Source organism: Streptomyces rhizoryzae (assembly GCF_023155275.1).
GTDB lineage: Bacteria > Actinomycetota > Actinomycetes > Streptomycetales > Streptomycetaceae > Streptomyces > Streptomyces rhizoryzae.
The window spans coordinates 23,920-43,374 of record NZ_JALMUV010000041.1 but is presented as its reverse complement, the minus strand read 5'-3'; the positions used below and the strand labels follow the sequence as shown (position 1 = coordinate 43,374).

General features: G+C 72.9%; 15 protein-coding genes. 4 read left to right on the top strand and 11 right to left on the bottom strand.

What is annotated here, in order from left to right; all coding sequences use genetic code 11:
- Positions 1–25 precede the first annotated feature (25 nt).
- From MUU72_RS27145 to MUU72_RS27130, 4 genes are all read right to left on the bottom strand, one after another.
- Positions 26–685, bottom strand: coding sequence for an O-methyltransferase (locus MUU72_RS27145; RefSeq protein WP_248016048.1), 660 nt, complete (start codon positions 683–685; stop codon positions 26–28).
- A gap of 49 nt (positions 686–734) precedes the next feature.
- On the bottom strand, positions 735–1,562 hold the full coding sequence (locus MUU72_RS27140; RefSeq protein ID WP_248016047.1) for an HAD family hydrolase: 828 nt from the start codon (positions 1,560–1,562) through the stop codon (positions 735–737).
- Positions 1,559–4,048 (bottom strand): phosphoribosyltransferase, encoded by a 2,490-nt coding sequence (locus MUU72_RS27135; protein ID WP_248016046.1) that lies wholly within the window; start codon positions 4,046–4,048, stop codon positions 1,559–1,561. Before MUU72_RS27135 ends, MUU72_RS27140 begins: the two co-directional genes overlap by 4 nt.
- Before the next feature lie 101 nt (positions 4,049–4,149).
- Positions 4,150–5,322 carry an HpcH/HpaI aldolase/citrate lyase family protein gene (locus tag MUU72_RS27130; RefSeq protein ID WP_248016045.1) on the bottom strand — a complete coding sequence of 391 codons (1,173 nt, stop codon included), beginning with the start codon at positions 5,320–5,322 and terminating at the stop codon, positions 4,150–4,152.
- Between the two features lie 217 nt (positions 5,323–5,539).
- Here MUU72_RS27130 and MUU72_RS27125 point away from each other — a divergent pair, with 217 nt between their 5' ends.
- Complete coding sequence (locus tag MUU72_RS27125) at positions 5,540–6,682, top strand: TerD family protein (RefSeq protein WP_248016044.1); 1,143 nt, start codon at positions 5,540–5,542, stop codon at positions 6,680–6,682.
- 19 nt (positions 6,683–6,701) lie between these two features.
- On the opposite strand, the gene MUU72_RS27120 is transcribed toward MUU72_RS27125, so the two are convergent.
- The 5 genes from MUU72_RS27120 to MUU72_RS27100 form a co-directional block, all read right to left on the bottom strand.
- Positions 6,702–7,436, bottom strand: a complete 735-nt coding sequence (locus MUU72_RS27120; protein ID WP_248016043.1) for a TerD family protein — start codon at positions 7,434–7,436, stop codon at positions 6,702–6,704.
- 99 nt (positions 7,437–7,535) lie between these two features.
- Positions 7,536–8,675 (bottom strand): DUF475 domain-containing protein, encoded by a 1,140-nt coding sequence (locus tag MUU72_RS27115; RefSeq protein WP_248016042.1) that lies wholly within the window; start codon positions 8,673–8,675, stop codon positions 7,536–7,538.
- A 225-nt stretch (positions 8,676–8,900) separates the two neighbouring features.
- Positions 8,901–9,476 carry a TerD family protein gene (locus tag MUU72_RS27110; RefSeq protein ID WP_066973772.1) on the bottom strand — a complete coding sequence of 192 codons (576 nt, stop codon included), beginning with the start codon at positions 9,474–9,476 and terminating at the stop codon, positions 8,901–8,903.
- Positions 9,477–9,668: 192 nt separating this feature from the next.
- Entirely contained in the window at positions 9,669–10,127 is a 459-nt protein-coding gene (locus MUU72_RS27105) for a peroxiredoxin (protein WP_066973769.1), read from the bottom strand.
- A gap of 150 nt (positions 10,128–10,277) precedes the next feature.
- Positions 10,278–10,706 carry a DUF3052 domain-containing protein gene (locus MUU72_RS27100; RefSeq protein ID WP_248016041.1) on the bottom strand — a complete coding sequence of 143 codons (429 nt, stop codon included), beginning with the start codon at positions 10,704–10,706 and terminating at the stop codon, positions 10,278–10,280.
- A 514-nt stretch (positions 10,707–11,220) separates the two neighbouring features.
- Here MUU72_RS27100 and aceE point away from each other — a divergent pair.
- On the top strand, positions 11,221–13,968 hold the full coding sequence (gene aceE / locus MUU72_RS27095) for a pyruvate dehydrogenase (acetyl-transferring), homodimeric type (RefSeq protein ID WP_248016040.1): 2,748 nt from the start codon (positions 11,221–11,223) through the stop codon (positions 13,966–13,968).
- 98 nt (positions 13,969–14,066) lie between these two features.
- Here aceE and MUU72_RS27090 read toward each other — a convergent pair whose 3' ends face one another.
- On the bottom strand, positions 14,067–14,492 hold the full coding sequence (locus MUU72_RS27090) for a peptidase inhibitor family I36 protein (protein ID WP_248016039.1): 426 nt from the start codon (positions 14,490–14,492) through the stop codon (positions 14,067–14,069).
- Positions 14,493–15,605: 1,113 nt separating this feature from the next.
- Positions 15,606–17,207 carry an MFS transporter gene (locus MUU72_RS27085; RefSeq protein ID WP_248016038.1) on the bottom strand — a complete coding sequence of 534 codons (1,602 nt, stop codon included), beginning with the start codon at positions 17,205–17,207 and terminating at the stop codon, positions 15,606–15,608.
- A gap of 116 nt (positions 17,208–17,323) precedes the next feature.
- On the opposite strand from MUU72_RS27085, the gene MUU72_RS27080 reads away from it, so the two are divergent.
- Complete coding sequence (locus MUU72_RS27080; protein WP_248016037.1) at positions 17,324–17,980, top strand: TetR family transcriptional regulator; 657 nt, start codon at positions 17,324–17,326, stop codon at positions 17,978–17,980.
- 197 nt (positions 17,981–18,177) lie between these two features.
- Positions 18,178–19,392: an alpha/beta hydrolase gene (locus tag MUU72_RS27075; protein ID WP_248016036.1), complete on the top strand. Its 1,215-nt coding sequence runs from the start codon at positions 18,178–18,180 to the stop codon at positions 19,390–19,392.
- Positions 19,393–19,455 lie beyond the last annotated feature (63 nt).

Below are 19,455 nucleotides of genomic sequence, written 5' to 3'. Positions count from 1 at the left end.
GCCGCGCACGGACCGCGCGGCGGGTCTACCGCTTGCGGGCCAGGGTCACCCCGTCGGCCACGGTGAGCAGGACCGCCTCCGTCCGCGCGTCCTGGCGGACGTGCTCGTTGAACTCCCGGATCGCCAGCGCGGATCCGGACGCCGCGGGGTCGGTGACCTCGCCGCCGTAGAGGACGTTGTCCGCGACCAGCAGGCCGCCCGGGCGCAGCCGTGGCACCAGCTCCTCCCAGTAGCCGATGTAGCCGCCCTTGTCGGCGTCGAGGTACACCAGGTCCAGGTGCGGCGCGGACGGCAGGGACCGGAGGGTCTCCAGCGCGGGCCCGAGCCGCAGCCGGACCCGGTCCGCCACCCCGGCCGCCGCCCACGCCTCCCGCCCGCACGCGGTCCACTCCTCGGAGACATCGCAGGTCAGCACCGTCCCGCCGGCGGGCAGCGCCAGGGCCATGGCGAGCGTGGCGAAGCCGGTGAAGGTGCCCACCTCCACCACCTGGCGGGCCCCGGTCAGCCGCACGAGGAAGGCCAGCAGCGGTGCCTGCTCGGGTGCCGACAGCATCCCGGCCGCGTCCGGGAACCGCTCGCGGGTGCGGTCCGCCAGCGCCCGCAGCGCGGGGTCCAGCGGCGGGTTCTGCGCGAGGACGTAGGCGTACAGCTCCGGGGTGAGCGGGGTGTTCTTGGGCTCGGGCACGGCTCTCCTCCCTGGTCGGGGGCAGCCTACGGCCGGCTCCCCGGCCCGCTCAGCAGGCGCGCTGCGGCTCCGTACCGGCCAGGAACGCGCGGACGATCGCCTCGCCCGCGGCCACCCCGCGCTCGGTCAGCGCGGTGACGTGCGCGGCCTGCCAGCCGGTGTCGGCCAGTTCGCCGTGGCCCGGGCGCCAGGCGCGGTCCGCGGCCAGCAGCAGGTCGGTGTCGAGCAGCGAGTCGCCGGCCGCGAGGAAGCCGCCGGCGCCGGTGCGGCGGACCACCTCGGCGACCGCCGCGCTCTTGGTGAGCGGCTGCGGTACGACGTAGAGCTTGCGGCCCTGGAGGGAGACCGTCCAGCCGCGCGGCTCGGCCCAGCCGGCCAGCTCCGCGACCCACCCGTCCGGCAGCAGCGGCCGCTCCACGACGAGGTAGGCGAAGAGGTCCTCGGCGGTGCGGGCGCTGCGCAGCCAGGCGTCATCGGCGGTGCGCAGCAGGTGCGCGCGGACCTCCGCCAGGGGCGCGCAGCGGGCGGCGAGGCGGGCGGCGACGGTGCGCTGCCAGTCCTGGTCGGACGCGCCCCCGACGAGGAGGTGGCCGCCGTTGGCGCAGACCGCGTACGCCGGGGGCGGGCCGGGGAGGCGGATGCGCCCGTACTGCTCCCGGGTGCGGGTGGTGGCCGGTACGAAGGTGGTGCGGCCGGCCAGTGCGGCCAGCAGCCCGGCGGCGGTCTCGGTCAGGTAGGACAGCGGCCGGCCCTCGTAGACCTCGACGCACAGCAGCCGGGGGGCGGCGGCGTCCGGGCCGGTGAGGTGCAGGGCGGGGGCCGAGTAGATCAGGGTGCGGTCGAGGTCGCTGGCGACCAGCGGCGCGGGCGCGGTCATCGGGCCGCCACCGCCCTGCCGTCCGCGCCGGTGGCGCCGCGGGTGTAGCGGGGGTGGACCAACCCCACGCAGGTGTACGGGAGTTCGCCGACCTCCTCGACGGGCACCCCGCGCCGTTCGGCCAGCAGCCGGACGTGGTCGAGGTCGGACCCGGCACCCCGCCGGGCCAGGATCCGCCAGGGGACCCGGCGCAGCAGGACCCGGGTGGTCTCGCCGACCCCGGGCTTGACGAGGTTGACGTCGTGGATGCCGTACTCCTCGCTGATCCGCGCGACGGCCGCCCAGCCCGCCCAGGTGGGGGTGCGGTCGGCGGCGGTCAGCTCCCGGACATCGGCCGCGACCGCGCCGGTGACCGCGCCGAAGCGGGCGCTGACGGTGTCCAGGAACTCCGCCGACAGGTCGCTGCCGGCCAGCTCGCGGTAGAACTTCGCGCCGTGGAAGTCGTCCGGCCCGACCAGGTCGGCGCGGAGCACGGTGCGCGAGACCAGCCCGGAGACGGTGGAGTTCAGGCAGGCGGAGGGGATGAGGAAGTCGTCGCGGGTGCCGTAGGTGTCGACGCAGCCGCCGGGGTCGGCGAGCACCGCGATCCGCGGGTCGAAGCCGGCGAACTCCGGGGCGGCGAGCGCGCCGGCCAGTTCGCGGGTGATGGCGCCCTTGCCCGTCCAGCCGTCCACGAAGACCACGTCCCGCGGGTCGTGGTGGGCGGCGAGCCAGCGCAGGGCGGTGGTGTCGATGCCCCGGCCGCGGACGATGGAGACGGCGTAGTGCGCAAGGTCCAGGCCGCGGGTGTGCCGGGCCCAGCGGCGCATCAGGATGCCGACGGGGGTGCCGGCCCGGGCCAGCGAGACCAGTACGGGGCGGGGGCCCCGTTCGGCGAGGACGGTCTCGGTGACCGTGCCGACGGCGCGGGCGATCCGGTCCGCGGAGCCGCGCAGCGCGGTGCGGAACAGCGCCTGGTACTCCTCGTCGGGCTGGTACTCGACCGGCAGCGACTCGGCGTAGTGCGCGCCGCCGCGCTGGATCGCCTCCTCGCGCTCCTCGGTGGGCGCCTCCAGGGTGACCCCGGACAGGTCCTGGAGCAGCCAGCCGACCTCGTCGGGCGCGTACGAGGAGAAGGCGGGGCCGCGCAGCGGGGCGGGCAGCGCGCGCGGCGGGGTGTAGGAGGGGACGACGGCGAGCAGCAGCCGGTCGGTGTGGTCGGCGAGCCGGTCCAGGAGGCCGCCGGGGGCGTGGAGTTCGGGGCGGTCGCCGGCCGAGTCGACGACCGCGACGACGGCGTCGAAGCGGCGGTCCTGGCCGCGGCCGGGGGCGACGTTGTAGGCGTAGCGCTCCCCCGGCCCGTCGGCGGGCCGGTCGTGGGCGGGGAAGGCGAGCCGGGTGCGGAGGGCGTAGCCGGGGTCGTCCACGGCGAGCACCGGGGAGCGGGTGGTGGTGGAGAAGCGGACGGCCGCGCCGGTCCCGGCGAGGTGAGCGTCCAGCGCCCCGGCCAGGCGCAGCGGGGCGTACATCAGCTCCTCGCTGCCGAGGACGAGGATGCGGCGGGCGCCGCCGAGGCGGTCCGCGATGCGGGCGGCCATGGCCGGCAGGTGCTCCTCCAGGAGGGCGCGGTGCGCGGGGGTGAAGCCGTGCCGGCCGCCGTCGGGGAGCCCGGCGGGCCAGCCGAGGTCGATCCGGACGGCGCGCGGGGCGCGGCCGGCGGCGGGCGCGGGCGGCGGCTCCTCCTCGTGGGCGGCGACCAGCTCCCGGCCGCGCTCCAGGACGCCGTCGGGCAGGCGGACCCCGCCGGAGGCCAGGGCGACCAGGTCGACGCGGGCGCCCAGGCGGCCGGCGAACGCGGTCAGCCGCGCCCGGTCCTCGTCCCCGCGCATGTCCACCAGGGCGACGACGACGTACCGCCGGCGCGGGTGGCGGGCGTGCAGCGCGTCGATGGTGTTCAGGACCGTCCGCCCGGTGGAGAACTCGTCGTCCACCAGGACCAGCGGGCCGTCGCCGGCGAGCAGCCCGGGGTCCTCGGGGAGCAGCAGGTGGGAGGTGGCGTGGCTGTGCTCCTCCTCGAATCCGGCGGCGGGCCGGACGCCGGGCACCGGGCGCCGGGTGGAGTGCAGGTAGGGGGCGAGCGCCAGCCCGTCGGCGACCGAGTGGCCCAGGCCGGTGGCGGTCTCGGCGTAGCCCAGCACGACGGCGCGGGCGGCGTCGGCGTCGCCGAGCAGCTCCCGGACGCGGCGGCCGAGCCGGACGCCGGCGCCGTGCACCACGTCCGGGCGCTGCGGTACGTGCTTGCCCAGGACGTTGGAGACCAGCAGGTGGGCGCGGCGGGGGTTGCGCCGCAGCGCCAGCCCGAGGAGTCCGGGCAGCCGCTCGTCGCCGGTCAGCGCGACCCCGAGCCGCCGGGCGACCCACTCCCCCGTCCACCCGGCGGGCGGTATCAGCTCCGCCGCGCGCCGGGCGCCGTCCGCGCCGCCGGTGCCGTCCGTGCCCTCGTCCATGCCGCCTTCCCTGCCGTCCGCCATGCCGTCCGTCCTGCCCTCTGCCGTGCCGTCGTTGCCGTTCCGCATCCGTCTCCCGCTGCCGTCCGCCCCCGTGCCGGTCAGGCCGGCTGGAGGCTGGCCGTCAGCAGCTCCACGAAGCCGACGTCCTCCCGCGCCACGCCGAACGCCTCGGCGCGCAGCAGCGTCCGCTCGGCCCAGGCGCGGTGCGGTTTCACCTCGTTCATCTTGTTGGTGTAGGCGGAACGCAGTACTCCGCCGTCGCCGCGCTCGGGCCGCAGGATGTCCGTGGCGTCGCTGTACTCCTCGTGGCTGACGACGGAGAGGGCGTGCACCGGGGCGACGTGCGAGGGGTGGATGCAGGTCTTGCCCGTCAGGCCGTTGGCGCGGTCCAGGGCGATCTCCCGCAGCAGGCCGTCCATGTCGTGCTCGATGAGGCTGGTGCGCAGCTCCTCGGCCTGGCCCAGGAACGGGCTGCGGCGCAGCTGGGGCTTGAACATCCGCTCGTGCAGCCGGAAGTACTCCCACACCGGGCCGGTGACGGTGAAGCCGGTGCCGTCGGCGCGGCCGAGGACGTTGACCACGTCGGCGATCACCGAGGCGACGATCTGCACGTCGTAGGCGGTCATGTCGGGGGCACGGCGCAGTCCGTAGGCGGCGCAGAAGTCGGTGACGCCGAGGCGGAGGGCGAGGATCCGGTCGCGGTGGGCGCCGACGGTGCGGGCGATACCGGCCAGGGTGGCGGCGCGGCTCTCCAGGTGGAGCAGTTCCGGGGACTCCAGCACCGGCATCGCGAACAGCCGCCGCCCGCAGGCGGATTCGGCCGCGGCCAGCGCCGCCAGGAAGGGCTCCCCGCGCTCCCCGGTGAACTTGGGGAGTACGAATCCGGACAGCCGGCGCACGGTGCGGCCCAGCCGGCGCACGAGGTCCGCTATCTGGTGCGGTGCCCGGACCCGGATGAAGAGCAGCGGCAGGTCCTCGCCGCGGGCGGCGGCCTCGTCGAGGAGCGCGAACTGCCGGACCAGATTCTCCTCGCCGGCCGCCACGTCGCCGTCGCCTATGGAGTCCTCCAGGCAGAGCACCATGGACATGACGCCGCGGGCTGTCTGCTTGCGCACGTCGTCGGCGAGGCGGGGGCGGGTGGCGGGGCTGTAGAGCGTGGCACCGAGGGCGGCCGCGAGCGTGCGGGCGGGGGACTCGGCGGTGAACTCCACCGGCTCCTTATGGAACAGAGTCTTCCGGATATCCGGTGCAAGATGCCCAAAGTGCCGCATACAACTCCCCGTGGAAAAGCGGGAACCGGGCACCCCGCTGCGTCTCCCTGTCTGGATCCAGCCGGTAATCGTACGTGTGCGGGGGTCCCGAAAGTTCCCGCCCGCGCGAATTTCCCGCCACCCGCGAGCGTCCGCCCGGTGGCCCCCGGGTGGCCGCCCGGACCCGCGCCCGGCCCCCGCGTTGTGGCCGCGACCTGAGGGAAGGCAGGATTGCCGCATGACGCACGCGATGCTGAAAGGGTCGAACGTACCCCTCGACGCCACGGCCGTCCGGGCCGTCCTGCGCTGGACGCCGGGCGCCGGCGTCCCCGACGTCGACGCCTCGGCCCTGCTGGTGGGGCCGGACGGACGCGTGCGCTCCGACGCGGACTTCGTCTTCTACAACCAGCCGCGCCACCCCAGCGGCCTGGTCCGGCACCTGCCCAAGACCCGGCTGCCGGACGCCCTGACCGACACCATCGAGGCCGAACTCGCCCCGCTGGAGGCGTCGGTGGCCCGGGTGGTGCTCGCCGCCTCCTCGGACGGCGGCCCCTTCGGCGGCGTTCCGGACCTGCGGGTACTGCTCTACGACGCGGCCGCGGACGGCGCCGAACCGCTCGCGGTCTTCGACGTGGTACCCGAGACCGGCGACGAGACCGCGCTGATCTGCGGGGAGCTGTACCGCCGCGGCGACGGCTGGAAGTTCCGCGCGCTGGGCCAGGGGTACGAGACCGGGCTGGTCGGCCTGGCCACGGAGTTCGGCATCTCGGTCGAGGAGGGCGAGGAGGGCGAGGACGCAGCCGGCCGGCCGGCACCGGACGACCCGGCTTCCGCCACACCGGACGCACCCGCTCCGGACGCCCCGCGGGCCCCGGCCGCTCCCACCCCGCCGCCGTCACCGCCGACCGGCTCCCCGTCCGCCCCGCCCCCCTCCGCCGAGGCGTCCGCCGCGGACCCCGAGGGCGGGCCCGGCACCGGGAGCGCCCCGGCCGCCCCGCCGCCGCCCGCCCCGGTCTCCCCGCCGCCCGGCGCCTGGCCCGAGGAGGCCACCGCACCGCCGCCCGGCGGCCCGCGCTCGGACCCGGCAGCGGTCACCCAGCACGTACCGGACCGGATGCCGGAGCCCTTCTCGGCCGCCCCGCTGCCGCCCGCCCCCACCGGCGGCTACGGCTACCCCGCGCACGTCCCGCCCCCTCCGGCCCAGCCGCCCGCACCGGCCTACGGGTATCCGGGCCCGCCGCAGCAGCCGCCCGCCTACGGCTACCCCGGCCCGCCCCCGCCCGGGCCGGCGTACGGCTACCCGGCGCCCGGGCCGCAGCCGTTCCTGCCCGATCCGTCGTTCGTCCTGCCGCCCCAGGGGCCGCAGTTCCAGCGCCGCTGACGCGCCCGGTGGCCGGTGCTCAGACCTTGGACTTGTAGCCCCGGCCCCACTGGAGCCCCCAGCCGTAGAGCCGGTCCAGCTCGGCCTGGAAGCCGTAGACGTACTTCACCTCGCGGCGCACCGACAGGCCGTCCTTGCCGTTCTCCAGCATGAAGACGGCGCACGACCGGGCCTGCGGCGCCCGCTCCTCCAGCTTGACCTCCATCCGCGGGCCGGAGCTGGGGTAGAGCGTCACCACCGCGTGGGTGCGGTCGAACGCCGGCGTCCCGTCGTAGATGTAGACGAAGATCAGCAGCCGCTTGATCTCGTCCCGGTGGTCGAGGTTGATGTAGAGCGTCTCACCGGACCCGGAGCCGAACCGGTCGTCGCCGCTGAGCTTGACGTACGGCGCGGCGTTGAGGTCGCCGAGGAAGTCGCCCAGCGGCTGCACCACGCCCTTGGTGCCGTCCTTGAGCTCGTACAGGCAGGCCAGGTCCAGGTCGACGTTGACCACCGCCGGCCCCTGGGCCTGCACGATCTCCGGTTTGAACATCCGGCCCGGATTGCGCAGCAGGCTGCCGGCGCGCACGCCGCCCCGCTGGCCGAAGTCCGAGGTCCGCATCTGCCAGCTCAGATTGACCCGCAGATGCCCGCTGGCCGCCCCCTGCTTGGTCAGCGAGACGACCGGATTCCGCTTCGTCAGCTCGACGACGTGCGATCCGCCGCCGTCGAACTGCGGCGCGTTGCCACGCCAGAGGTTCCCCAGGAACGACACCTTGCCCACCCCATACTTCCGGCCCGTACCGACGCGGGGCGGCCGGGGATGCTGTCCCCGTGGCCGCCCCGCAGAAAGCGTTCCTCAATCAGGGGTCCGTCACACTCCGGACCGCACCTCCGCCTGCGCGGACGGCGCCTGCCCCGACTTGCCCTCGCGGCGGTTGCGCAGCACCGACGAACCGAAGGACAGCGCGATCAGGACCACCCCCACCAGGCCGGTGACGACCTCGCTGATCTCGTAGCGGATCGTGACGAGCAGGATGCCACCCAGCGCACCGATCGCGTAGTGCGCGCCGTGCTCCAGGTAGACGTAGTCGTCCAGGGTGCCCTTGCGGACCAGGAAGACCGTCAGCGAGCGGATGTACATGGCGCCGATGCCCAGACCCAGCGCCATCGCGAAGATGTCGTTGGTGATGGCGAACGCGCCGATGACGCCGTCGAAGGAGAACGAGGCGTCGATGACCTCCAGGTAGAGGAACATGAAGAACGCCGCCTTGCCGGCCAGGCCCACCGCGGACCCGGCCCCGCCGCTCTTCTTCTCCACCGCGGCCGCGCCCTCGCCGTCCGCCTCCTCCGCCTCGTCGTCCTCCAGCCGGCCCTCGAAGTAGCCGGAGATGCCGCCGACGACGAGATAGGTGATCAGGCCGGCGATCCCGGCCAGCAGGACCGTGGTGGTCTTGTCACCGCCGCCGTGCGCGGCGTGCGGCGCCACCGTCACGGCGCTCACCAGCAGGACGGCCAGCGCGACGATGATCGAGAGGGTGTCCAGCTTGCCGATCTTGGCGAGCGGCTTCTCGATCCACGACAGCCAGGTGTGCTCGCGGCCCTCGAAGAGGAAGTCGAGGAAGATCATCAGCAGGAAGATGCCGCCGAAGGCCGCGATGGCCGGGTGCGCGCCGGTGACCAGTTCCTGGTAGCGCGCCTTGTCGTTGAGAGCGAGCTGGACGGCCTCGATCGGCCCCATCTTCGCCGTGAGGGCCACGATGACGACCGGGAAGACCAGCCGCATGCCGAACACCGCGACGAGGATGCCGACGGTGAGGAAGATCTTCTGCCAGAAGGCGTTCATCTTGCGCAGGATGCCCGCGTTGATGACCGCGTTGTCGAAGGACAGCGAGATCTCCATGATGGAGAGGATCCCGACGATCGCGAGCCCCTGCCACCCCCAGAGGACGCCGGCCAGGCCGAGGCCGATCGCCGTGATGGCGAACGACCAGCCAAAGGTTTTCAGGAGCACTGCCTACCCAATCCTTCTGTGTGGGTCCCCCGCGCGCAGCGCGCGGCGCTTTACGAAACGTTGACCAGAAGTGTAGAGCGCGCGTTTTCCGGCCGGGCCGGTCGGCCCCCGCCCGCCCGGAGCGCCGCAGGTCGCGGCGCGGACGCCCGCGCACACCCCGGAAAACGCCTCCGGCGCCGCACTCCCCGGGGGGTGTACGGCGCCGGAGACGATTCCGCCGCGCGGTCAGACGTTGACGCCGAAGTCCTGCGCGATCCCGCGCAGGCCCGAGGCGTAGCCCTGGCCGATGGCGCGGAACTTCCACTCCGCGCCGTTGCGGTACAGCTCGCCGAAGACCATGGCGGTCTCGGTCGAGGCGTCCTCGCTGAGGTCGTAGCGCGCCAGCTCCTTGCCGTCGGCCTGGTTGACCACGCGGATGTAGGCGTTGCGGACCTGGCCGAAGCTCTGCTGGCGGGTCTCGGCGTCGTAGATCGACACCGGGAACACGATCTTGTGGACGTCGGCGGGGACGCCGGCGAGGTTCACCTTGATGGCCTCGTCGTCACCCTCGCCCTCGCCGGTGGTGTTGTCACCGGTGTGCTCCACCGAGCCGCAGGGGCTCTTGAGGTTGTTGAAGAACACGAAGTTGAGGTCGTTGGCGACCTTGCCCTGGTCATTCGTCAGCAGGGCGCTGGCGTCCAGGTCGAAGTCCGTACCGGTGGTGGTACGCGCGTCCCAGCCCAGACCGACCAGAACGGCGGTCAGATTGGGGGCTTCCTTCGTCAGCGAGACGTTGCCGCCCTTGCTGAGGCTGACTCCCACGAGTCCTCCCGTAGATTCGAGGGGTACGTCATGATGTGCGCCCCCATCGTGCATGGCATCGGATCAACGATTCGATCCTAGTGACGGGTTCCCGCCGCACGCAGATATCGCGCACGGTTCCGGCCGGATGTCCGGCCGGAACGGTCCCGTCCGCCGCGCCCGGGCCCGTCGGCGCCGCCGGACCTGCGGTCCTCAGAGGGCTTCGAGGGCCTTGACGTAGTCGTTGAGGTCGCGGGCGTCCGGCAGGCCGTTGACGACCGTCCAGCGGACCACGCCCTCCTTGTCGATGACGAAGGTGCCGCGCACCGCGCAGCCCTTCTCCTCGTCGAAGACGCCGTACGCCTTCGAGGCCGCGCCGTGCGGCCAGAAGTCCGACAGCAGCGGGTACTCCAGGCCCTCCTGCTCGGCGAAGACGCGCAGCGAGAACGGCGAGTCGTTGGAGACCGCGAGCAGCTGGACGTCGTCGTTGACGAACTTCGGCAGCTCGTCGCGGAGCGCGCACAGCTCACCGGTGCACACGCCGGTGAAGGCGAAGGGGTAGAAGAGCAGGACGACGTTCTTCTCGCCGCGGAAGTCGGAGAGCCTGACCAGCTCGCCGTGCTGGTTCTTCAGCTCGAAATCCGGAGCCTTGGTGCCGGCCTCGATCGCCATGGGACTGCTTCCTTCCGCGTCACGCACAACTTGGACGCGACCACCCTACGCGGCCCGGCCCGGCCCCCGCGCACCCCCGGTGAACAGCACCGAGCCCCCTTCCGGGAGGGGCCCGGAGGGGGCTCGGCGAGGACGGTGGGGGTGCTGCGGTCAGCGCTTGGACTGAGGCGAGATCAGCCGGCTGCCGGTCCAGTCCTTGCCCGCGTTGATGCTCCGGGTCTGGGAGAGGCCCGCGGTCTGCGCGGCTTCGTTGATGTCGCTCGGCTCGATGTAGCCGTCGCGCCCCGTCTTGGGCGTCAGCAGCCAGATCTGGCCGCCTTCGTCGAGCAGACTGATGGCGTCCACCAGCGCGTCCGTGAGATCGCCGTCCTCGTCCCGGAACCACAGGAGGACGACATCGGCGACGTCGTCGTACTCCTCGTCCTCCAGTTCCTGGCCGATGATGGCCTCAATGCCTTCTCGGAGCTCCTGCTCGACGTCGTCGTCGTAGCCGATCTCCAGGACCACCTGTCCGGGCTCGAACCCCAGCCTGGTGGCAGGGTTGGTCCGCTCCTCCGCGTGGTCCGCGGTCGCGCTCACGGATTGCCTCCTGTCATCTTTCGGTAAGTGGGGGACCCCGCGCGTGCGCGGAGCATTGGGCGTAGTCCACACGTGCCGGGCGGATCGCGCAAGTACCCGGCGATCGAGACCGCCGAAACGGTGACGATCAGCGGGCGCGACGCCGCGGCCCGGCCCCCACCAGGACACCATGAAGTGATACGCACCACAGCATTGTGCCGGGTATATGGGGTAGTGGGGAAGGAATGGCCTCCGCGCAGGGTATCGGAGCGTCCCGGCTCCGCCGCCGGGCACCGCGCAGCCCTCCGGCGGGGCGTTTCGAGATGAGCGTATGGTTGCGATTTGGCCGACCCCAGGAATCGGCCCGCGCAGCGCCCTCTCCCAGCGGGTGGTTACCCATCGGTAGAGGTGACGTATCCCAGTGGCTCGGTACACGATGGAAGACGGCGCGACACAAGGCACAGACAGCATTCGTCCCCGTGCACAGCGGCAATCGCAGGCAGAGCACGATACGAACCGAACACGAAGGAACAGCGTGGCTTCCGGATCCGATCGAAACCCGATCATCATTGGCGGCCTTCCCAGCCAGGTCCCGGACTTCGATCCCGAAGAGACCCAGGAATGGCTCGACTCGCTCGACGCGGCCGTCGACGAGCGCGGCCGGGAACGTGCCCGCTACCTCATGCTCCGCCTGATCGAGCGCGCCCGCGAGCGGCGGGTGGCCGTGCCCGAGATGCGCAGCACGGACTACGTCAACACCATCGCGACCAAGGACGAGCCGTTCTTCCCCGGCAACGAGGAGATCGAGCGCAAGGTCCTGAACGCGACCCGGTGGAACGCCGCCGTCATGGTCTCCCGCGCCCAGCGCCCGGGCATCGGCGTCGGCGGCCACATCGCCACCTTCGCCTCCTCCGCCTCCCTCTACGACGTGGGCTTCAACCACTTCTTCCGGGGCAAGGACGAGGGCGACGGCGGCGACCAGATCTTCTTCCAGGGCCACGCCTCCCCCGGTATCTACGCCCGCGCGTTCCTGCTGGACCGGCTCTCCGAGGCGCAGCTCGACGCCTTCCGCCAGGAGAAGTCCAAGGCCCCCGACGGCCTCTCCAGCTACCCGCACCCGCGGCTGATGCCGGACTTCTGGGAGTTCCCGACCGTCTCGATGGGCCTCGGCCCGCTCGGCGCGATCTACCAGGCCCGGATGAACCGCTACATGGAGGCCCGCGGCATCGCCGACACCTCCAAGTCGCACGTCTGGGCGTTCCTCGGCGACGGTGAGATGGACGAGCCGGAGTCGCTCGGCCAGCTGTCCATCGCCGCCCGCGAGGGCCTGGACAACCTGACCTTCGTCGTCAACTGCAACCTCCAGCGGCTGGACGGCCCGGTCCGCGGCAACGGCAAGATCATGCAGGAGCTGGAGTCGCAGTTCCGCGGCGCCGGCTGGAACGTCATCAAGCTGGTCTGGGACCGCAGCTGGGACCCGCTGCTGGCGCAGGACCGCGACGGCATCCTGGTCAACAAGCTCAACAGCACCCCCGACGGCCAGTTCCAGACCTACGCCACCGAGACCGGTGCCTACATCCGCGAGCACTTCTTCGGTGACGACCACCGGCTGCGCGCGATGGTCGAGAACATGACCGACGACCAGATCCTCCACCTGGGCCGCGGCGGCCACGACCACCGGAAGATCTACGCGGCGTACGCGGCGGCCAAGGCCCACAAGGGCCAGCCGACCGTGATCCTGGCCCAGACCGTGAAGGGCTGGACCCTCGGCCCGAACTTCGAGGGCCGCAACGCCACGCACCAGATGAAGAAGCTGACGGTCGAGGACCTCAAGCGCTTCCGCGACCGGCTGCACCTGCCCATCCCGGACAAGGACCTGGAGGACGGCCTGCCGCCGTACTACCACCCGGGCCCGAAGTCCGAGGAGATCCAGTACATGCACGACCGCCGCAAGGCGCTGGGCGGCTACGTGCCGACCCGGGTCGTGCGCGCCAAGCCGCTCCAGCTGCCCGGCGACAAGGCGTACGCCACCGCCAAGAAGGGCTCCGGCCAGCAGAAGATCGCCACGACCATGGCGTTCGTCCGCATCCTGAAGGACCTGATGCGGGACAAGGAGATCGGCAAGCGCTTCGTGCCGATCGCGCCGGACGAGTACCGGACCTTCGGCATGGACGCGTTCTTCCCGTCCGCCAAGATCTACAACCCGCTGGGCCAGAGCTACGAGTCGGTCGACCGCGAGCTGCTGCTGGCCTACAAGGAGTCGCCGACCGGCCAGATGCTGCACGACGGCATCACCGAGGCCGGCTGCACCGCCTCCCTGATCGCCGCGGGCTCGGCCTACGCCACCCACAACGAGCCGCTGATCCCCGTCTACGTCTTCTACTCGATGTTCGGTTTCCAGCGGACCGGCGACCAGTTCTGGCAGATGGCCGACCAGCTCGCGCGCGGTTTCGTGCTCGGCGCGACCGCCGGCCGCACCACGCTGACCGGTGAGGGCCTCCAGCACGCCGACGGCCACTCCCAGCTGCTCGCCTCGACCAACCCGGCCTGTGTCGCCTACGACCCGGCCTACGGCTACGAGATCGCGCACATCGTCCGGGACGGTCTGCGGCGGATGTACGGCGAGACCGCCGACGGGCAGCCGGGCGAGGACGTCTTCTACTACCTCACCGTCTACAACGAGCCGATCGTGCACCCCGCGGAGCCGGAGGACGTCGACGTCGAGGGCATCCTGAAGGGTCTGCACCGGATCGCGTCCGGTGAGAAGGGCGAGCACCGGGCCCAGATCCTCGCCTCCGGCGTCGCGGTGCCGTGGGCCGTCGAGGCCCAGCGGATCCTGGCGGAGGAGTGGAACGTCAAGGCCGATGTGTGGTCGGCGACCTCCTGGAACGAGCTGCGCCGGGACGCGGTCGCGGCCGAGGAGCACAACCTGCTCCACCCGGAGGAGGAGCAGCGCGTCCCGTACGTGACGCAGAAGCTCCAGGGCGCCGAGGGCCCGACGGTGGCGGTCTCGGACTGGATGCGCTCCGTCCCGGACCAGATCGCGCGCTGGGTGCCCGGCACCTACCAGTCGCTGGGCGCCGACGGCTTCGGCTTCGCCGACACCCGCGGTGCGGCCCGCCGCTTCTTCCACATCGACGCCCAGTCGATCGTGCTGGCCGTGCTCACCGAGCTGGCCAAGGAGGGCAAGGTCGACCGGTCGCTGCTCAAGCAGGCCATCGACCGCTACCAGCTCCTGGACGTGACGGCCGCCGACGCGGGTGAGGCCGGCGGCGACGCCTGATCTCCCCGCGGCCTGCCGCCGCACCCCCTCCCCCGCGCCCCCCGGCCGACGGATCCCGTCGGCCGGGGGGCGCGGCGCTTCCACCGCGGCCGGCCCGCTCAGCGCTCCCACAGCTTGACCGCCCGTACCTGATAAGGGGAGCGCGGCACCCAGCTGCCGCCGCCCGGGTAGGTGTCGAACTCGCCGGTCTCGGCGCAGACCTCGCTCTGGTAGGTGGTGACCGGGCGGCCGGTGCGGTTGGCGAACGAGGCCGCGGTCATCCCCTGGGGCAGCGTCACACAGCTCTCGATCTCGGTGCCGGCCAGCTCGTAGTGGTGCGGCCGGCCGCGGAAGTCCGCCTTCGGCCAGAGGCAGAGCCGGCCCGCCGCGCACTCCCCGGAGGCGGCGGCGGTGCGGCCGCCGGTGGCCGCGCGGGCGGCGGCCGGGGCGCCGTGGGCGGCCGGGGTGACCAGGGCCGCGGCGAGGGCGGCGAGGCCGGTGACGAGTGCGGTGCCGCGGAAGGTGCGGGACGTCGGGATGCGCATAGGAGTCTCTCCCCCGTGTGGGGCCGTGGCGGGTCTGCGCGCGGGTCGGCGCGGGCCACGGCCGGTGGCGTCCGCTGCGGGCGGCTGCCCGCGGCGGGTTCGGGTTCGAGCGTGCGGCGGAGCGGACGCCTCCGCCAAGCCCCGGGCGGCCGGTCCACCCGGATCGGCTATGTGGACAGCCACCGGACCGCCAACCTCCCCGCACACCCACGGTGTTGACGCCCGGCGCTCTCCGGCGCCGAACCGGCGAAACCGTTCCTCCCCTGCGCGGCACGGGAGGCCCCCGGCCCTCCCGTCCCGGAGGCGCGGTGCGGTCCGCGCGGTTCCCGCCCGGCATCATCCGGATGAGCGATCCGACACCCCAGCAGAAACCAACTGCCGCAAGGCTTCCGGCTGGTGACCGGCGGGAGACGCGCGGAGAGGCGGGTTGACGCTTGCGGGTGACGGGCGGGACGGCCGGGGCGGGCGGGGGACGTCCGCGGGCGGGCCCGGGCGTCGCGCTGCGGCTGATGGGTGGCGGGAGGCGGATGGAGGGGCGGGGCGACGTCCGCGGGCGAGCGGGGCGACGTCCACAGGCGGGCCCCGGTCGTCGCGCTTGCGTTCCCGCCTGCCGTCGCGGGATCACGGAATCGCGGACGAGGTGTTCGACGCCCCCACAGAGGTCAACTGACGCAGGACGGCGGGCCGGTGAGCGGCGGGAGCGACGCGGGAGGGCGGGAAGATGTCCGCGGGCGAGCCCAGGCCGTCGCGCTCGCGTCGGTGTCTGGCGTCGCGGAGACACGGAGCGCGGTGGATTCGCGGAGATGCGGCACGGCGAACTCCCAGCGGGGGCCGCGGGGAGGCCGCGGAGTCGCGCCGGGCAAGGCCGCCGGAATCCCGGCAGGGCCACGGCGGGGGCCGCGCGGACGCCGAGGCCACGGCGGAGTAGTGCCGGAAGCCACCGGAATCGCGGCGGCGTCGTGCCGGAAGCCGCCGGAAGCGGACGCCTCGGAAGCCGCCGGAGTCGCAGCCGGGGCACTTGGGAATCGCGGCCCGGGCCCACCGGAAACGCCGCGGCGCGCGGCCGGCCGAGGGGGTCGGTCGGTCGCGCGCCGCGGGGCGGGCCGGGCGGGATCAGATGTGGCCGACGCCGGCGCCCGCCGCGGCGTTCGCGCCACGCTTGGTCAGCAGGGCGACGGCGGCGGCGAGGATCGCCACTCCGCAGGCGACCGTGAAGGCCAGGCCCATGCCGGAGACGAAGGTGTCGTGCGCGACCGCGATGATCTTGTCGGCGAACGGCTTCGGGGTGCCCTTCGGCACCGGCGCGAAACCGGCCGAGACGGCATCGGACGCCTGGGACAGCTGCTCGGGGCGCAGCGGCGGGAGGCCGGCGCCCTGCCAGTTGCCCGGCAGGTCACGGTCGACGCGGGAGGCCATCACCGCGCCGAGCACGGCGGTGCCGAGACTGCCGCCGACCTGCATCGCGGCCTGCTGGAGCCCGCCGGCGACCCCGGACAGCTCCAGCGGGGCGTTGCCCACGATGACCTCGGTGGCACCGACCATGACGGGCGCCAGGCCCAGGCCGAGCAGGGCGAACCAGACCGACATCGGGCCGGTGGTGGTGCCGGCGTCCAGCCCGGACATGCCGTACATCGCCACGGCGGTGATGACCATGCCGCCGACCAGCGGGATGCGCGGGCCGAGCTTGGTGATCAGTGCACCGGCCAGCGGGGAGCCGACGATCATCATGCCGGTCAGCGGCAGGAGGTGCAGCCCGCTGTCCACCGGGCTCATCCCGTGGACGTTCTGGAGGTAGAACGTCACGAAGAACAGGCCGCCCATGAAGGCGAAGGCCATCAGCACCATGAGCACGGTGCCGGCGGTCAGCGGCACGGAGCGGAACATCCGCAGCGGGATCAGCGGCTCGCGGACGCGGCTCTCCAGGACGGCGAAGAGGACGAAGAGGACCACCGCGCCGATCAGGAAGCCCCAGGTGGTCATGGAGCCCCAGCCCCACTCGGACGCCTTGATCAGCGGCCAGATGAGGCAGAACATCGCGCCGGACAGCAGCGCGATGCCGGGGATGTCGAAGGAGCGGGGGGCGTTCTGCGCGCGGTGGTCCTTGAGGATCACCAGGCCGAGGGCCAGGGCGAGCACGCCCACCGGCACGTTGATGAAGAACACGGACTGCCAGTTGACGTGCTCGACCAGCAGTCCGCCGACTATCGGGCCGCCGGCGGTGGAGGCGCCGATGACCATGCCCCAGATGCCGAGGGCCATGTTCAGCTTCTCGGCCGGGAAGGTGGCGCGCAGCAGACCCAGCGCGGCCGGCATCAGCAGCGCACCGAACAGCCCCTGGAGCACCCGGAAGACGATCACCAGCGCGACCTCGCCGGAGAACCCGATGGCGGCGGAGGCGGCGGCGAAGCCGACGATGCCGATGAGGAAGGTCTGGCGGTGGCCGAAGCGGTCGCCGAGCTTGCCCGCCGTGATCAGCGAGATCGCCAGGGCGAGCATGTAGCCGTTGGTGATCCACTGCACGTCGGCCAGGGACGCGTGCAGGTCCTCCTTGATCGCCGGGTTGGCGATGGCGACGATCGTGCCGTCGAGCGCCACCATCATCACTCCGATGGCGACGGAGAAGAGGGTCAGCCAGGGATGGCCCCGCAGCCCCTTGCGAGGCTCCGGTACGGGAAGTTCCGGTGCGACGTGGGCGACCGGGGTCTGAGAGCTCATGATTCGAGGCTAATGTCAGCCACTGACAGTTGACAAAGCAATTCATCAGTCGGTAACTGTCATTTAGCTCACAGGTATTCTGAGCAGCGAGAACACCACGGAAGGGGCGGCGCAGGATGACGGACCCGACGCCGCGGACGACCCCGGCCCCAGGACTGCGCGAACGCAAGAAGCAGCGCACCCGGGACGCCCTGATCCGGGCCGCCCTGGAGCTCTTCACCGAGCAGGGCTACGAGGAGACGACGATCGACGAGATCGCCGAGGCCGTCGACGTCTCCCAGCGCACCTTCTTCCGGTACTTCGCCAACAAGCAGGAAGTCGTCTTCGCCGTCCAGGACATGATCGAGGCCCGGTTCCTGGACGAGCTGCGGGCCCGGCCGGCCGCGGAGCCGCCGCTGACCGCCCTGCGCAGCGCCGTGATGACGGCCTGGGACGACATCGGCCAGACCATCGCCTCGACGGTCCCGGTGGACCTGCACATGCGCTCGTACCGGATGATCGAGTCGACGCCGGCGCTGATCGCCGCGCACCTGCGGCGCTCCACGGAACTGGAGGAGCAGATCGCCCAGTTGGTCGCCCGGCGCGAGGGACTGGACGTGGACGCCGACCCGCGGCCGCGGGTGCTGGTCGCGGCGTTCAGCGGGGTGATGCGGGTGGCCGGGAAGGTGTGGGGCGAGGGGCACGACTGCAGCGTGGCGGCGATCCGCGAGGTGACCGAGTCGTATCTGGACCACATCGGCCCGGCGATCGAGACGCACTGGCGGCGGGGCTGACGACGGCACCCGCCGGACCTGCGCCGATGGGACGTTCGGCGCGTCGGATCGGTTCCGCCCCGTTGCGTTCGAAAGTGTGTCTTCGCGCACGCCGTGCCGCCGCGAGATGTCGCGTTTAACACAAATACCCTTCGTGAAACGTGAGATGGCTCACGGGGTCCACGAGCACCCTCGCGCGTCTCCTAGGGTGGCCCGCGGTGACTTCTTTCCCGGGCCTCGGTCCCTTCCCCGGTTTCCCCCAGTCCACCGCCTGGCGAGCCGCGCTCGCCCTGGTGGTGGTGTTCGTGATGCTCGCCATGACGGGCTTCACGGCCATCCGAGGCACCAAGGAGGACGGCAATCCCCTGGCCACCGCCCGGAACGCCTGGCGGCACACCACCTTCCACGGGCACCCGCTGCCCGACCCCGACGCCGCGCCGGCCGCCCTCCGCGCGTTCTTCACCGGTCTGGACACGTCCGCCCGCCGGCAGCTGGCGGACCGCTATCCGCTGGTCGTCGGCAACATGGGCGGCGCCCCCGTCGGCCTGCGGTACCACGCCAACCGGATCGCGATCGACCACGCCCGGGAGACCGAGCAACGGCGCATGGTCGACCACCGGCTCACGCCCGTCGGCCGCCAGGAGGCGGGCCGGCTGATGCACCGCCTGGAATCGCTGATGAGCCCCGGCCGGCAGATCCTGGCCTTCGACCCGGCCGGTGACGGCCGGGTCGCGGAGGTCTTCGGCAACCTCCGCACCGCCGACCGGGTCTCGGTGGTGGTGCCCGGCGTGGACACCAACCTCTCGACCTTCGAACGCACCGTGAAGGCGACCGCCGCCCCCGTGGGCATGGCGCAGTCCCTCTACGACGCCGAGCGCGCCGCCCGCCCCGGTACCCGCACCGCGGTGATCGCCTGGGCCGACTACACCACCCCGGCCGGGGTGGGCGTCGAGGCGGCCACCGGCCAGCTCGCCGAGGCCGGCGCGGTCCGGCTGCGCGCCCTGGTGGCCGCGCTGCCGGCCTCCGACACCGTCTCGCTGTTCTGCCACAGCTACGGCTCCGTGGTGTGCGGCCTGGCGGCCCGGAATCTTCCCCGCAACGTCACCGACATCGCGGTGGCGGGCAGCCCCGGTATGCGGGCCGGGAACCTCGCGGGCCTGGGCACGCACGCCCGGGTCTGGGCGATGCGGGACGCCGACGACTGGATCCAGGACGTGCCCTACCTGGAGGTCGGCGGGCTCGGCCACGGGGCCGACCCGGTGGACCCCTCCTTCGGGGCCCGGGTCCTGTCCGCCCAGGGCGCCGCCGGGCACGCCGGCTACTTCGCGCCCGGTACGGGCAGCCTCCGCAACTTCGCGCTGATCGGCGTCGGCGACCTCACGTCGGTGGGCTGCGCGTCCACCGACACCCGGTGCAGCGCGGATCTGGCGTAATCGGTCCGGCCGGGGCCGGACGCGCGCAGCGGTGGCCGCGGGTACGGCCCGGCGCCCGGGGAC